The sequence below is a fragment of the Acetivibrio sp. MSJd-27 genome (genome assembly GCF_018918095.1).
Classification (GTDB): domain Bacteria; phylum Bacillota; class Clostridia; order UMGS1840; family HGM11507; genus HGM11507.
On sequence record NZ_JAHLPV010000030.1, the window covers coordinates 14352 to 29480 of the forward strand.

At 47.0% G+C, this 15129-nt stretch carries 16 protein-coding genes and 1 pseudogene; all 17 read left to right on the plus strand.

Annotated features, from left to right (window positions below):
• Positions 1–8: 8 nt before the first annotated feature.
• Entirely contained in the window at positions 9–2225 is a 2217-nt protein-coding gene (locus tag KQI32_RS09710; RefSeq protein WP_216424863.1) for an ATP-dependent RecD-like DNA helicase, read from the plus strand.
• Positions 2222–2938 carry a ComF family protein gene (locus KQI32_RS09715; RefSeq protein WP_216424864.1) on the plus strand — a complete coding sequence of 239 codons (717 nt, stop codon included), beginning with the start codon at positions 2222–2224 and terminating at the stop codon, positions 2936–2938. The genes KQI32_RS09710 and KQI32_RS09715 overlap by 4 nt, the downstream gene beginning before the upstream one ends.
• Positions 2939–2998: 60 nt before the next feature.
• A complete protein-coding gene (locus KQI32_RS09720) occupies positions 2999–3229 on the plus strand; it encodes an alpha/beta-type small acid-soluble spore protein (protein ID WP_216424865.1) in 231 nt (76 codons plus the stop codon).
• A 281-nt stretch (positions 3230–3510) separates the two neighbouring features.
• Positions 3511–3732 (plus strand): annotated as a pseudogene (locus tag KQI32_RS09725) (phosphotransferase); the annotation flags it as partial.
• A 361-nt stretch (positions 3733–4093) separates the two neighbouring features.
• Complete coding sequence (tet(32), locus tag KQI32_RS09730; RefSeq protein WP_002602099.1) at positions 4094–6013, plus strand: tetracycline resistance ribosomal protection protein Tet(32); 1920 nt, start codon at positions 4094–4096, stop codon at positions 6011–6013.
• Positions 6014–6094: 81 nt separating this feature from the next.
• Positions 6095–6439, plus strand: coding sequence for a helix-turn-helix domain-containing protein (locus KQI32_RS09735; RefSeq protein ID WP_002602098.1), 345 nt, complete (start codon positions 6095–6097; stop codon positions 6437–6439).
• A gap of 323 nt (positions 6440–6762) precedes the next feature.
• Positions 6763–7530 (plus strand): class I SAM-dependent methyltransferase, encoded by a 768-nt coding sequence (locus KQI32_RS09740; protein WP_002602097.1) that lies wholly within the window; start codon positions 6763–6765, stop codon positions 7528–7530.
• 204 nt (positions 7531–7734) lie between these two features.
• A complete protein-coding gene (locus tag KQI32_RS09745) occupies positions 7735–8181 on the plus strand; it encodes an RNA polymerase sigma factor (RefSeq protein WP_002602096.1) in 447 nt (148 codons plus the stop codon).
• Positions 8171–8374: a helix-turn-helix domain-containing protein gene (locus tag KQI32_RS09750; RefSeq protein ID WP_002602095.1), complete on the plus strand. Its 204-nt coding sequence runs from the start codon at positions 8171–8173 to the stop codon at positions 8372–8374. The genes KQI32_RS09745 and KQI32_RS09750 overlap by 11 nt, the downstream gene beginning before the upstream one ends.
• Before the next feature lie 533 nt (positions 8375–8907).
• A complete protein-coding gene (locus tag KQI32_RS09755; protein ID WP_002602094.1) occupies positions 8908–9306 on the plus strand; it encodes a plasmid mobilization relaxosome protein MobC in 399 nt (132 codons plus the stop codon).
• Complete coding sequence (locus tag KQI32_RS09760) at positions 9278–10900, plus strand: relaxase/mobilization nuclease domain-containing protein (RefSeq protein WP_002602093.1); 1623 nt, start codon at positions 9278–9280, stop codon at positions 10898–10900. The genes KQI32_RS09755 and KQI32_RS09760 overlap by 29 nt, the downstream gene beginning before the upstream one ends.
• A 186-nt stretch (positions 10901–11086) precedes the next feature.
• Positions 11087–11278 (plus strand): hypothetical protein, encoded by a 192-nt coding sequence (locus KQI32_RS09765; RefSeq protein WP_006058351.1) that lies wholly within the window; start codon positions 11087–11089, stop codon positions 11276–11278.
• A complete protein-coding gene (locus tag KQI32_RS09770; protein ID WP_002605636.1) occupies positions 11268–12026 on the plus strand; it encodes a phage replisome organizer N-terminal domain-containing protein in 759 nt (252 codons plus the stop codon). The genes KQI32_RS09765 and KQI32_RS09770 overlap by 11 nt, the downstream gene beginning before the upstream one ends.
• Positions 12023–12880: an ATP-binding protein gene (locus KQI32_RS09775; RefSeq protein ID WP_002605635.1), complete on the plus strand. Its 858-nt coding sequence runs from the start codon at positions 12023–12025 to the stop codon at positions 12878–12880. Before KQI32_RS09770 ends, KQI32_RS09775 begins: the two co-directional genes overlap by 4 nt.
• Positions 12877–13059 (plus strand): transposon-encoded TnpW family protein, encoded by a 183-nt coding sequence (locus tag KQI32_RS09780; RefSeq protein WP_002605634.1) that lies wholly within the window; start codon positions 12877–12879, stop codon positions 13057–13059. The genes KQI32_RS09775 and KQI32_RS09780 overlap by 4 nt, the downstream gene beginning before the upstream one ends.
• Positions 13060–13159: 100 nt before the next feature.
• Positions 13160–14770: a recombinase family protein gene (locus KQI32_RS09785; protein ID WP_002605633.1), complete on the plus strand. Its 1611-nt coding sequence runs from the start codon at positions 13160–13162 to the stop codon at positions 14768–14770.
• 255 nt (positions 14771–15025) lie between these two features.
• On the plus strand, positions 15026–15129 hold a 104-nt coding region (locus tag KQI32_RS09790), incomplete at its 3' end, for a transposase (RefSeq protein WP_216424515.1).

Consider the following 15129-nt stretch of genomic DNA (forward strand, 5'->3'; position numbering starts at 1 on the left):
TGGACGAAATGCAGGATGGTACATATGAAGTCTATGAGGGGACAGTAGACGAAATCATATATCAGAACGAAGAAAACGGCTATACGGTAATGGAGTTTTACACGAGGGAAAAGGATATTACAGTAGTCGGTTTTTTTTCGTATATTTTTGAGGGTGATAATTTAAAGCTCTCCGGAAATTTTGTCACACACAAGGAATACGGCGAACAGTTTAAATGTGAGTATTATGAGCGGATTATGCCTCGGAGCAAAGAGGAAGTTCTGCGTTTTCTAGGTTCTGGACTGATCAAAGGTGTAGGACTGGCCACCGCGAAAAAAATAGTGGATCAATTCGGAGAAGATACTCTGGAAATCATAGAGTTTCAATCCGAACGTCTCTCTGAAATCAAGGGAATATCCTATTTAAAGGCGATTGAAATCGGTGAATCTTTTCGTGAGAAAAAAGGCATACAGAGTGTTTTGATGTTTCTTCAAAAGTACGATATCTCTACCAATATTGCTATCAAGGTTTACCGTTCTCTAGGCTCCAAAGCGATCACAATGATTGAGGAAAATCCTTATATCCTGTTTGAGACAGTTGAGGGAATCGGTTTTAAGCTTGCGGACAATATTGCCGCAAAAATGGGGATTATGGGCACGGATATCCGCCGAATGAAAGCCGGTATTGTTTATACTTTGCACATGCAGGCGATGAACGGGCATACCTGTCTTAAGGAGGAGGATTTGGTAGCGGAGGCTGCGCGCATTCTGGAAGGCGAACAGCAGCAGGTTCTCAACGCCCTGGTTTCTCTTTTGACCGCGAAACAATTGGTACAGGAGGAGATCGACGGCGAAAATTTCTTCTTCCTGCCTCTTTATCACCAGGCGGAACAAATGATTGCGTATAAGCTGATGGTGCTTAGCAATGAAAAAGAGAAAAGCATGTATTCGGAAGACGGGATTCAGATGGTTGAAAAGGAAAACCATATCCGGTTGGAGGAAAAACAAAAAAGCGCAATCAAGACGGCGCTTGAAAACAACGTTACGATTATCACCGGAGGGCCGGGAACGGGAAAGACAACCATTATAAAAAGTATTATCAACATTGCTCAGCTGGAAGGGAAAAAGATAGCCCTGACAGCACCAACCGGCCGCGCGGCAAAGCGGATGGCTGAGCTCTGCGGTAAGGAAGCAAAAACGATCCACCGGCTTTTGGAGGTCTCTTATCTGGGAAACAGCAGCGAAGATCGGTTTGCAAAAAACGAAACCAATCCCATTCGGGCGGATTTTATCATTGTGGATGAGATGTCTATGGTTGATACGCTATTGATGAACGCATTATTAAAAGCGGTCAAGATTGGAACTAGGCTGATTTTGGTGGGAGATGTGGATCAGCTTCCTTCGGTTGGAGCGGGAAATATTTTAAATGATATGATTCATTCCGGATGGTTTGCCTGTGTTAAGCTCACAGAGGTGTTCCGTCAGGAAAAAGAGAGCATGATCGTACATAATGCGCACAGCATCCTGAAAGGAGAGTATCCTGTCGCTAACACAAAGGAAACCGATTTTTTTATTTTAAAACGTTACAGCACAAACCAGGTGATAAATGAGATTGTGAGTCTTTGTCAGAACCGGATTCAGAACTATCTGAAAGTGGATGCAAAGGATGCAATCCAGGTGTTGTCCCCGATGAAGAAGACATATTTGGGAACGTGGAATCTGAACAAGGTGCTTCAGGATGTTCTGAATCCGGTTGAAAAGGGTAAGAAGCAAATGAAACGGGGAGAACGTATCTTTCGTGAGGGTGACAAAGTAATGCAGATGAAAAACAACTATGACGTACCATGGAAGATGCAGAACGGCGAAGTAGGGATCGGCGTATTTAACGGAGATACCGGAGTTATTTCAGAGATAGATACAAACGATGAAATGATAGAAGTAGAGTTTTATGATGGAAGACTTGTGAAATATGAGACGAACCGTTTGGAGGAACTGGAGCTTGCTTATGCAATCACCGTGCATAAAAGTCAGGGGAGTGAATTTGACGCAGTAATCATGCCAGTATTCAGCGGCCCACCCACATTGATGTACCGTAATTTGCTTTACACGGCAATCACCCGGGCAAAGACACTGGTTATTCTGATCGGAAATGAAAGCTGTATTCAATATATGGTGGAAAATGATCGGGAAACCAAACGGTATACCGGGTTGTATCATCAGCTGATGAAGCTGAGCAAAGCGTTATGATACGGTGGCTGCTCAACCTTTTTCTTTCCAAACGCTGTTTTGTCTGCGGACAAGAACTGCCGATGAGGGAAAACGATTTTTGCTGTTCCGGATGCGAGCCCCTTGTGGAAGCCTCAAGAATCGGAAGCAAAAAGTGTGAAAGATGCGGAAGAGGATTGAGTTATATGTATAACAGCACGGTCTGCAGTTCCTGCAATAAGCACAGTTATGCATTCGATGGAGCTATCTCTGTATTTTATTATGAAGGGCATATCAAAGATGCTGTTCACCGGATGAAATTTTCGAAAAAGCCTCACTTGGCAGCGGTGTTCGGCAGTTATATAAATGGTGTGATACCGTCAACGAAATTTGATTATATTGTATATCCGCCTGTGAACCGGAAAACTTTTTACAAAAGAGGATATAACCAGGCGGAGTTAATGGCACAAGAGTTGTCGAAGCTGACAGGAATCCCGGTACTTAAAAATGCATTGCGCAAAGGAAAACAGAATGAAGTTCAAAGCCGAATGAGTGGGAAGGAACGGTTTCGCAATGTGTCTGGTGCATTTTCCGTCAGCCGAAAAGCGGGAGAGAAACTCTGCGGCAAAAGGCTTTTGCTGCTGGATGATGTTTTTACAACCGGTGCCACTGTCTCGGAATGCGCAAAAATGTTAAAAAAACAAAAAGCGTCTTTTGTGTTTGTGGCAACGTTAGCCAGCACAAGAGAAATGTGACATTATATTTTTTCTTCCTCTTGAAATACTAAGATTATCAACAAAAAAGGAGAGAGAAAAATGAGCAGAAATTATAGAAAATCACGTCTTTTAGTGGAAGATTCCTATGATGCAATGCAGAAGTTTAAGCTTCAGGTAGCACAGGAAATGGGGCGTTTGAAATTCTGTAAAGAAAACAATGATCACTATAAAGGGGAATTGACAGCGCGCCAGAATGGATCGGAAGGCGGCCCAATCGGCGGTGAAATGGTCAAGCGTATGATACAGAGTATGGAGCAGCAAATGGAATAGCCGCCTGAAAAGAATGCTCATGTACGGTAAGGAAGCAAGCAACCGAAAACAAGAGATAGACCGCCAGCACTACACTATTCCGAACCAAAGACCAAAAGATAAGCATTGTGGGAAAATCTAAACTTTTGGATTTTCCTACAATGCCGACTACGGCGGAATCCTTCCCACTCCTTATATCTTTATTTCCGTATACATTGAATTTGTATTTAGTAAATGCTATAATGTCCCTATTCAAATTATAAATGTGTTGAATTAGTTACATGTACATATTTTTTGTGCCGCATAAATACCCTGTTGAGGTTGTCGTTCTTTGTCCAGATGTGGAAACAATAAAAGGAAGGGAACGATACAGGGAGAAAACAGGCTATTCCGGCTTTACGGTTGAAACCTTATACGATACATTTATGCAGACAACACCACGGATCGGCTTTTGGCTGGACAATTCCAACCAAACACCACAGCAGACAGCAGAAACCATTCTGAACGCCAGAAAGTCGGTATGATTGTTACATATAAGGGGAAGAAAAATTTCTTTTAGGTACTTTCTTTCCTAAAACTAATGTGATATAATAGCATCATTCCAAAAAAGGAGTAAAAAATATGCGGCAAGGTATTCTTAAATAAAACTATAATCAAATAGTGGGAACAAAGGATTATGATAGTCCCTTTTGTGGGGGCTTGGTTTTTTGTACCCAATTTAAGAATACTTTTGCCTTATCAATTTTGACATACACATATACAGCAATCACAAACAGGTGTATGCTGTATATGTGTATGTCCGCAAATTATAATCCCCAGTGGTAAAAGTATTTTACTGCTGGGGATTTTTATGCCCTTTTGGGGCTGTAAAAGGAGGACAATCACATGAAAATAATCAATATTGGAATTCTCGCCCATGTAGACGCAGGAAAAACAACATTGACGGAAAGCCTGCTGTACACCAGTGGAGCGATTGCGGAACAAGGAAACGTGGATAAAGGAACTACAAGAACAGACACTATGATTTTGGAACGGCAGCGCGGAATTACCATTCAGACAGCGGTTACTTCTTTTTGCTGGAATGATTATAAAATCAATATCGTGGACACTCCCGGTCATATGGATTTTTTAACCGAAGCATACCGCTCTTTATCTGTCCTTGACGGAGCTGTTTTAGTCATTTCGGCAAAAGACGGCGTACAGGCACAAACCCGTATATTATTCCATGCGCTTCAGAAAATGGACATTCCGACAATTATCTTTATAAATAAGATAGACCAAAATGGGATCGACCTGCGGCGTGTTTACCAAAGCATTAAAGATAAACTTACCAGTGATATGATTGTCATGCAGGAGGTTTCCCTGTCGCCAAAGATAACCATGACCGATATTTCTGATTTGGACAAATGGGATATGATTATTTCCGGAAGCGATGAACTATTAGAACGATATGTTGCAGAGGATTCTTTGGATATACAGGAATTACAATATGAAAAGTGCAAAAGAACCAGATGCTGCTCTTTGTTTCCTGTTTATCATGGGAGTGCAAAAGACAATTTAGGAACAGAAAAACTGATTGAAGCGATTACAGAAACTTTCATTACAGAAACAGACGATATTCAGTCTGAATTATGTGGATATGTTTTTAAGGTTGAGTATACAGAGCGGAAAAAACGGCTTTCTTATTTACGCCTGTATCATGGGACGCTCCATTTACGGGATACCCTGCTGCTGTCAAAAAAGGAAAAAATAAAGATTACAGAAATGTGTATTCCGTCAAATGGTGAAATCGTCCCGGTTGACCATGCCTGTCCGGGAGAAATTGTTATTTTAGCTGATGATACTTTGAAACTGAACGACATTCTGGGAAATGAAAAACTCCTGCCTCACAAAACACGGATTGATAATCCCATGCCATTACTTCGGACAACGGTAGAGCCGCAAAAGCCGGAGCAAAGGGAAGCCCTGTTAAATGCCCTCACAGAGATTGCTGATACAGACCCTCTTTTGCATTTTGACATTGATACTGTTACACATGAGATTATATTATCTTTTTTGGGAAAAGTACAGTTAGAAGTTATTTGTTCGCTATTAGAAGAAAAATATCATGTGGGCGTGGCTATGAAAGAGCCTTCGGTTATTTATCTGGAAAGACCGCAAAAAAAAGCGAGCTACACGATTCATATTGAAGTGCCGCCGAATCCGTTTTGGGCATCTATTGGTTTGACTGTAACACCGCTTCCTGTTGGAAGCGGAACACAATATAAAAGCGAGGTATCTCTCGGCTATTTAAACCAAAGTTTTCAAAATGCCGTCATGGAGGGTGTGCGTTATGGAATGGAGCAGGGCTTATATGGCTGGGGAGTGACAGACTGCCAAATTTGTTTTGATTATGGAGTTTATTACAGCCCGGTCAGCACCCCCGCTGATTTTCGTTTTCTTGCGCCTGTCGTGTTGGAGCAGGCATTGAAAAAAGCAGGAACACAACTGTTGGAACCATACCTTTCCTTTACCCTTTTTGCACCGCAGGAATATCTTTCACGGGCTTATAATGACGCACCAAAGTATTGCGCAATCATTGAATCAACCAGACTTGAAAAAGATGAAGTTATTTTTAAGGGGGAAATCCCTGCCCGTTGTATTGGTGAATATAGAAATGATTTGAATTTTTATACAAATGGAAGAAGTGTCTGCATTACAGAATTAAAAGGGTATCAGGAAACTTCCGGCGAGCCTGTGTTTCAGCCACGCCGCCCGAACAGCCGTTTAGACAAGATCCGGCATATGTTTCAGAAGATAATGTAACATCTTGCGCAATGCAAACGTTCATTGCTGGCTATTGCGAAATATCATTGATAAAATCAGCATCAGAGAGGAGGAACCATTTTGAACCAGAAACAGACGGATATTACAACAGGAAAGCAAATACGTCATCTGCGAACACAATCGGGAATGACACAGGAAGAACTGGCTGGGAAATTGAATGTTACCCGGCAGGCGCTATCGAATTGGGAGAGAGATGTTAATGAACCCGATTTAAATACGTTGAAAAAAATTTGTTTTCTTTTTGGAGTCCACATGGACGATTTTGCGAAGGAGGTAATAACAAAAATGGAAACATGTGAAAAAAAGAGAAACGACAATTTAATAAGTATGATATGGCAATTGGACTTTTTTATGGTGTCGGGATATTTCTTGGCATTGGTATTTTCTTTGTTGGCGGTTTTATGACAATGTCGGGTGCAGGGTGGGGAGCATCACTATTTGGCGGTGGCTGTTTTTCTCTTGTATTTGGCTTGATATGCCATGCAGTTATTACATTGAGAAGAAATGACAAATGATGACATATCCTGCTTTCTAGTCTTTTCGGTCATATCGCGTAAAAAAGCCGCTGCTTTTGGCTTTCCAATAGCGGCGGCAAAGGGAAATATCCTTTGAATACCTTACAGAAGAAAAGTTTTGCAGCATTATAAAAATAAAAGCCTATACCATTTTGGAAAGAAAAGATACATAATAGTCAAGACGGCAACAATCAGAAGTTATGGAGGGTAACAATGGAATATAGTAAGGAAGATTTAATGGAAGCAAAAAGGCAAATTTTGGGAGTGGGAGAGAACATGGGAACAGAGGAAAGCAAAAAGATCTGGGAGAAAAACGCACAATTTTGGGATGATGCAATGGGTGACGAATCCAATGAATTTCACAGAGAGGTAGTACGTCCCAAAGTAACGGAACTTCTCTCTCCTGATCCTTCGGATTACATTTTGGATATTGCGTGCGGCAATGGAAATTATTCTTCGTATCTTGCACAGAGAGGCGCTTCGGTCGTCGCTTTTGATTACAGCAAAAAAATGATAGAATTGGCTAAAAGACGGCGATCACAATATGCAAAACAAATTGAGTTTTGCGTAGCGGATGCGACCAATAGAGAAAGCTTATTAGGATTAAAAAGAAATCGAGCCTTTACGAAAGCAGTTTCTAATATGGCAATTATGGATATTACGGATATTGAACCGCTTTTTATGGCTGTTTATGAACTATTGGAGGAAAACGGGATTTTTGTCTTTGCAACGCAGCACCCTTGTTTTATCACATTGACTGAAAAATATATGACACCGCACAGTTACTATGATATAGCGATCGAAGGGCAGCCGGAGGAGCAGATTTATTATCATCGTTCCATACAAGATATTTTTAACCTTTGTTTCAGAGCTGGATTTGTCATTGATGGATTTTATGAAGAATGTTTCAAAAACAATAAAGAAATTCCTATGGTAATGATAGTAAGGCTTAAAAAGGTAAAACGTGATAGCTTAAAATAAATTCAAGTTTGCCGGATAAATAGCAAACCCGGCCGAGCCAGTCAACGGTCAAGATGAACGGGCTTCGCCCGCCGTTGACAGCCCCGCCCGGTTTTGCAGTTAGGCAGTCAAGGAGCGACAGCCTAAAGTGCTGCCGCCCCTTACTATCATAAAAAGCAACTACTAACCAGCCACAGCCCTTTTGGGAGGAAAGGGGGATTTTCCATGACCTGTACAGAAGAATATCGGGAACATATCGAGTACACTTTCCATGCCTTTTGCAAAGTCGTTATCCGAAATGCAACGATCAACGCAGCGAGGACACGGAGCAGGAAGCACAAAAGAGAAATATCCCTTGAATACCTCACAGACGAAAAGCACTACCCTTTAGGCACGACAGATGAATATTTCCAAGCCCCGGAGCCGGACGAGGAATACATACTTACCCTTTGCGGCGATACGGTCATTTTCAGCAGCGGTTTACTTGCGGAAGCCCTGTCACGGCTGGACGAACGGGAGCGGGAAATGATTTACCTGTCCTTTTTCAAGCGTATTCCACAGCACGAAATTGGCAGACAGTACGGGCGCAGCCGCAGCACAGCGGGCTACCATATCCGAAAAGCCCTACGGCAGCTCCAAGCGGAAATGGAGGGAATGGCATATGAGAAATAATAGGCTTCTCCCCTATGAAACAATCGTCCAAGCCGCCAGCGGGGAGCCGGAAGCGGTGGGAACTGTATTGCAGTATTACCGCCGCCGCATACAATGTGCCGCCCGTGTGAATGGACGGGTAGACCAAGATACAGAGGACTACATCACCCAGACGCTTCTCACAGCTATTTTCAAGTTCCGCTTTGGGAGATAGCCCTACCGCCTACAACTGAATAACCGCCGCTTCGCCGGCAACCAGAAAGCAGTAAATCTATTCAACAGATTTGCTGCTTTTTTTCGTTCCTGTTTGGCATTTTTGAAAATCCCCAGTATGAAAAAACAAAAGGGAAAATAGCCGCCGCAGTTGGCAAAATCCCTTACTTATCCGTAGAGGGTATCAAAGAAAAAAATACTGCCATTGTCCGCCTATTCCGGCTTGCGTGGTGTTGTAGGGAATAGAGGGGAAATTCTAAAAATCTCCGTCCATTTTGCTTTGCGTGGTGTTGTAGGTAGTGAAAGGAAAATTTTCAAGATAAGCCGGAATAGCGGGTAGCAAAGCCCTTTTGAAACGTTTTGTTAGCGGAAAGGACGGGAGCCGGGGAACGCCGGAGTTTTTCAGAGCAAGATTCTACCGAGGTGCCAAAATTCGCTCTCCGCTTATTTTTGCCCCTGCGGGAATCTTGTTGGGGAGTGCCTTCCCCAAACCCTGCTATGCGCCCTGTCGGGCGAGAAAGGAGGTCACAGACCATGCGAAAGAAATACAATACGCCCCACCGCCGTCATGTGGTAAAGACCCGCATGACCGATGAAGAATACGCCGACTTCACCGGGCGGCTGGCGGCTTATGAAATCAGCCAGTCCGAGTTTATCCGGCAAGCCATACGGAAAGCGACCATACGCCCCATTGTCACCGTTTCCCCGGTCAATGACGGGCTGCTTGCCGCCCTCTCCAAGCTCACGGCAGAGTACGGGAAAATCGGCGGCAACTTAAACCAGATTGCCCGGAGCCTGAACGAATACGGAAGCCCCTACCGGGGGCTGGAAAAGGAAGTGCGGGGAGCCGCCGCCGACCTTGCCGCCTTGAAGTTTGAAGTCTTGCAGAAAGTAGGTGAAGCCGTTGGCGATACTCAAACATATCAGCTCTAAAAATGCCAACTACGGGGACGCTGAAAAATACCTCACATTCGAGCATGACGAGTTTACCATGAAGCCCACCCTTGACGCAGACGGGCGGCTCATACCGAGGGTAGACTACCGCATATCCTCTCTGAATTGTGGCGGGGAGGATTTTGCCGTTGCCTGTATGCGCTCCAATCTCCGCTACGGCAAGAACCAGAAACGGGAGGACGTAAAGAGCCACCACTACATCATCAGCTTTGACCCACGGGACGGCCCGGACAACGGCTTGACCGTTGATCGGGCGCAGGAGCTGGGCGAGAAGTTCTGCGCCGAGCATTTCCCCGGACACCAGGCCCTTGTCTGCACCCACCCGGACGGACACAGCCACACCGAAAATATCCATGTGCATATCGTCATTAACAGTCTGCGGATTGCGGAGGTTCCCATGCTGCCCCACATGGACAGGCCAGCGGACAGGAAAGCAGGCTGCAAGCACCGCTGTACGGACGCAGCTATGAACTATCTGAAAGCCGAAGTCATGGAGATGTGCCACAGCGAGGGGCTTTACCAGATAGACCTTTTGAACGGCAGCAAAGAACGCATTACCGAGCGTGAGTATTGGGCGCAGAAGAAAGGACAGGCTGCCCTTGACAGAGCCAACGCCCCTATTGCTGCGGACGGTATCGCGCCCCGGCAGACCAAGTTTGAAACGGATAAGGCGAAGCTGCGCCGGACTATCCGGGAAGCCCTTGCCGCTGCTTCCGGCTTTGATGAGTTTGCCGCCCTGCTTCTCCGGCATGGTGTGACCGTCAAGGAGAGCCGGGGGCGGCTAAGTTACCTCACGCCGGACAGGACGAAGCCAATTACCGCCCGGAAGCTGGGGGACGATTTTGACCGGGCTGCTGTCCTCTCCGTTTTGGAGCAGAACGCCGCCAGAGCCGCCGAAAAACCCGCAGCCATAGCGGAATACCCCGGCAGTATCAAAGACCGCTTACGGACGAAAAAAGAAGCGAAAAACGCCCCGAACAATGACGCTGTACAGCGCATGGTAGACATAGCCGCCAAGCGAGCCGAGGGGAAAGGACGGGGCTATGAGAAGTGGGCGACCATGCACAACCTCAAACAGATGTCGGCTACCCTCATGCTCTACCAGCAGTATGGCTTTTCTTCCCCGGACGAGCTGGACGCTGCCATTTCCGCAGCCAACACCGCCACGCAGGAGAGCCTTGCCGGACTGAAAGGGCTGGAAGCCGCTATCCGGGAGAAAAAGGAATTGCAGCGCAACCTTTTGGGCTATATCGGCACGAAGCCCGCCCGTGACGGTCTGAAAGCGCAGAAATCGGAGAAAGCCCGGAGAGCCTACCGGGAACAGCACGAAAGCGATTTTATCATAGCGGACACAGCCGCCCGTTATTTCCGGGAGCATGGAATAACCAAGCTGCCAGCCAGCAAAGCCCTGCAAAGGGAGATTGAGCAGCTTACCGTCCAGAAGAACGCCGGATATAACGACTACCGGGAGAAACGCCAGCGGGCGCAGGAGCTTCAGACAGTCAGACGCAATATCGACCAGATTTTAAGGGGCGCACCGAGCCAGCAGAAAAAGCGTGAACAGGAGCGTTAAAGACCGCCCCGAAATGATACCGAAACCCTACAAAAATACAGGTATGATATGAACCCTTACCGCAATACTCCCCGACTTCCAAACGGGGCTTACAGGGCAGAAAAAGCCCGAAAATGATACCGAGAACATACAGAAAATGCCCCCTATCCCGCTACACCGATAGGAACGGCAGAAAGGAGCTTACCATTGCCGAGAATGAGCAAGAAGCGGCGGCTGGAATGGTCTTTCTTCCTCAACCACCGCAACCGTATCACTTACAACGACCTATGCCGGGGCTGCACCCGTGACTGCAAACAGAGCTTCCGGGCGGTTATCATACTATGCCCTCGCTATTATTCCAAACGCTGGAAAAAGGAGGACGCAGCCTATGGCAGATAACCGCAAATATTACTACCTCAAGCTGAAAGAGAGCTATTTTGACGATGATGCAATCGTTCTGCTGGAAAGTATGCAGGACGGCGTTATCTATTCCAACATTCTCTTGAAGCTGTACTTGAAATCGCTGAAAAACGGCGGGAAATTGCAGCTTGACGAGAATATCCCCTACACCGCCCAGATGATTGCGACCATTACCCGCCAGCAGGTAGGTACCGTAGAGAGAGCTTTGAAAATCTTTATGAAGCTGGGGCTTGTGGAGCCTTTGCCAAGCGGCGCACTCTACATGAGCAACATTGAGCTTTTAATCGGCCAGTCCTCTACCGAGGGGGAGCGCAAGCGCAGGGCGCGGCTGGCTTTGCAGGAACAAAAAGCCCTGCCGCAGACAGGGGCGGACAAATGTCCACCATATCGAGCGGACATTTGTCCACCAGAGATAGAGATAGAGAAAGAGATAGATATAGAAATAGAAAAAGAGAGAGAGTTAGAAACGGGACACCCCGCCCCCGCCGCCTATGGCAGATACCACAATGTCATTCTTTCCGATACGGAGCTTGACGGGCTGAAAACAGAGCTTCCCGGCAAGTGGGAGTATTACATTGACCGCCTATCCTGCCATATCGCTTCCAGCGGGAGGAAATACAAGAGCCATGCAGCCACGATTTTCAAGTGGGCGCAGGAGGACGCAGCCAAGAAAGCCCCGAAAAAGGGCATACCCGATTATACCTGTAAGGAGGGCGAGAGCTTATGACGAATGGATTTGATGAAATGATTTTGAATATGACCGACACCACGCCGGAGCCGGAGGACTACACCGGCGAGGACGGGCTTTTATACTGCGGGAAGTGCCACAAGCCCAAAGAGGGCTATTTCCCCAAAGAAACCGCCGCATGGCTGGGGCGTGACCGCCACCCGGCAGAATGTGACTGCCAGCGGGCAGAGCGTGAGGAACGGGAAGCCGCAGAGAAACAGCGCAGTCACCTTGAAACTGTCGAGCGGTTGAAGCGGCGGGGCTTTACAGACCCGGCTATGCAGGGCTGGACGTTTGAGAACGACAACGGCAAGTGCCCGCAAATGGAACACGCCCATTTCTATGTGGAGAACTGGGAAACCATGAAAGAGCGCAACATTGGCTATCTGCTATGGGGCGGCGTTGGCACAGGCAAGAGCTATTTTGCGGGCTGTATCGCAAATGCCCTTATGGAGCGTGAAATCCCCGTGTGCATGACAAACTTTGCATTGATATTGGGTGACCTTGCCGCCAGCTTTGAGGGCAGGAATGAATATATCTCCCGACTTTGCAGCTTCCCGCTGCTTATCCTTGACGATTTTGGAATGGAACGGGGAACGGAATACGGCTTAGAGCAGGTCTACAACGTGATTGACAGCCGTTACCGCAGCGGCAGGCCGCTGATCGTCACGACTAATCTCACGCTGGAGGACTTGCAGCACCCGGAGGACACCGCCCACGCCCGCATTTATGACCGTCTGATTGAAATGTGTTCTCCTGTCCGCTTTACCGGGAGCAACTTCCGAAAAGCCACGGCGCAGGAGAAAATGGGACAACTGAAAAAGCTGATGAACAGAAAGGAGAGCCGCCTATGACCAACACCCCAAAGAATGACCGCAGCACCCGCCGCCCGGATTGCGTGACGGAAATCCGCATAGGTAATTCTGTCCTTGTCGTTTCCGGCTATTTCAAGCAGGACACCACCGCCACCGCCGCCGATAAAATGCTGAAAGTGCTGGAAGCGGAAGCTGCTACACAAAAATCGGCAATTTGACGGGACGTAAAGAAGCAGAAAGGACTGTACAGCCAGCCCCGGCGTGTGGTATGATAGTCATACGGAATAGTGGGGCTGGCTGTCGGAAATGGAGGACACTATGTTAAGACAGACCACCCGAAACCTTATTACCGCCCTTTATCCGAGATTATCCCACGAGGACGAGCTGCAAGGTGAGAGCAATTCTATTTCAAACCAGAAGCGTATTCTTGAAACCTATGCGAAGCAGAACGGCTTTTCCAATCTGCAATGGTACACAGATGACGGTTATTCTGGGGCGAACTTCCAAAGACCCGGTTTTCAAGCCATGCTTGCGGACATTGAAGCCGGAAAAGTCGGCACCGTTATCGTCAAGGATATGTCACGGTTAGGGCGAAACTATCTGCAAGTGGGAATGTATACGGAAATGATTTTCCCACAGAAAGGCGTCCGCTTTATCGCTATCAATGACGGAGTGGACAGCGCACAGGGCGACAATGATTTTGCCCCTCTGCGGAACATTTTTAACGAATGGCTGGTGAGAGATACGAGCAAGAAAATCAAAGCAGTAAAACGGTCTAAGGGTATGAGCGGGAAGCCCGTCACGAGCAAACCCGTATACGGCTACTTTATGGACGAGGACGAAAATTTTATCATTGACGGGGAAGCCGCCCCTGTTGTGCGGCAGATTTACAGCTTGTGCCTTGCCGGGAACGGGCCGACCAAGATAGCCCGTATGCTCACAGAGCAGGAGATCCCCACGCCGGGAACGCTGGAATACCGTCGGACGGGAAGCACCCGCCGCTACCACCCCGGCTATGAGTGCAAGTGGGCGACCAATACCGTGGTACATATCCTTGAAAACAGGGAGTACACGGGCTGTCTGGTAAACTTCAAGACGGAGAAGCCGTCCTACAAGACCAAGCACAGCGTAGAGAACCCCATTGAGAAACAGGCGATTTTCGAGAACCACCATGAGCCTATCATTGACACCCAGATGTGGGAGCGTGTGCAGGAGTTACGCAAGCAGCGCAAACGCCCGAACCGCTATGATGAAGTGGGCTTATTCTCCGGCATACTCTTTTGTGCCGACTGCGGCAGCGTCCTTTACCAGCAGCGTTACCAGAACGCCACCCGCAAGCAGGATTGTTATATCTGCGGGAGCTACAAGAAGCGTACCCGTGACTGTACGGCGCACTTTATCCGCACCGACCTGTTGACCGCCGGAGTGACCGACAATCTGCGGAAAGTCACCAGCTATGCAGCGAAGCACGAAGCCCGGTTTATGAAGCTGCTGATCGAGCAGAACGAGGACGGGGGCAAGCGCAGGAACGCCGCAAGGAAAAAGGAGCTGGAAGCCGCCGAGAAGCGTATCAGCGAGTTATCCGCTATCTTCAAGCGGCTGTATGAGGACAGCGTGACCGGGCGCATTTCAGACGAGCGTTTCACGGAGCTGTCGGCAGACTATGAAGCCGAGCAGAAAGAACTGAAAGAGAGAGCCGCCGCTATCCGGGCAGAGCTTTCCAAAGCGCAGGAAGCCACGGTAAACGCAGAAAAGTTTATGAATGTTGTCCGCAAGTACACCAGCTTTGAAGAACTTACCCCTACCCTTTTGCGTGAGTTTGTGGAGAAAATCGTTGTGCATGAGTGCAGCTATGACGAGAACGGCACACGCAGACAGGACATTGATATTTATTACTCTTTCGTTGGCAAGGTAGACCTGCCCGAATGACCGCCCGACCTATCCGGCGCAATGCGCAAACGCCGGATAGGAACGGCAAAATTTTTTACACTTCTACTACTTCTTTATCACACATCAGCAAAATGCCAAGGAATGAAAGAAATCCCTTGGCATTTTTGTATCACGAAAACCACCAGCTAAGCTGGTGGTTCAAAAGAGGCTTATGCCGATGAGGAATAAAAAAACCTATGTTAAAATAGAAGCGGGTCTAGTCAGCCGCAACAAAATAACATAGGGGGTATCAAAATGAAGATTGATACAAAAAGCAGTTTATCACACACAACATGGAATTGCAAGTATCACATAGTATTTGCACCAAAATATCGGAGACAAATAATATACGGAAAAAT

Coding starts and splice junctions, on each gene's coding strand:
- KQI32_RS09710 (WP_216424863.1), top strand. CDS start 9: ATGCAGGATGGTACATATGAAGTCTATGAGGGGACAGTAGACGAAATC.
- KQI32_RS09715 (WP_216424864.1), top strand. CDS start 2,222: ATGATACGGTGGCTGCTCAACCTTTTTCTTTCCAAACGCTGTTTTGTC.
- KQI32_RS09720 (WP_216424865.1), top strand. CDS start 2,999: ATGAGCAGAAATTATAGAAAATCACGTCTTTTAGTGGAAGATTCCTAT.
- KQI32_RS09740 (WP_002602097.1), top strand. CDS start 6,763: ATGGAATATAGTAAGGAAGATTTAATGGAAGCAAAAAGGCAAATTTTG.
- KQI32_RS09745 (WP_002602096.1), top strand. CDS start 7,735: ATGACCTGTACAGAAGAATATCGGGAACATATCGAGTACACTTTCCAT.
- KQI32_RS09750 (WP_002602095.1), top strand. CDS start 8,171: ATGAGAAATAATAGGCTTCTCCCCTATGAAACAATCGTCCAAGCCGCC.
- KQI32_RS09755 (WP_002602094.1), top strand. CDS start 8,908: ATGCGAAAGAAATACAATACGCCCCACCGCCGTCATGTGGTAAAGACC.
- KQI32_RS09770 (WP_002605636.1), top strand. CDS start 11,268: ATGGCAGATAACCGCAAATATTACTACCTCAAGCTGAAAGAGAGCTAT.
- KQI32_RS09775 (WP_002605635.1), top strand. CDS start 12,023: ATGACGAATGGATTTGATGAAATGATTTTGAATATGACCGACACCACG.
- KQI32_RS09780 (WP_002605634.1), top strand. CDS start 12,877: ATGACCAACACCCCAAAGAATGACCGCAGCACCCGCCGCCCGGATTGC.
- KQI32_RS09785 (WP_002605633.1), top strand. CDS start 13,160: ATGTTAAGACAGACCACCCGAAACCTTATTACCGCCCTTTATCCGAGA.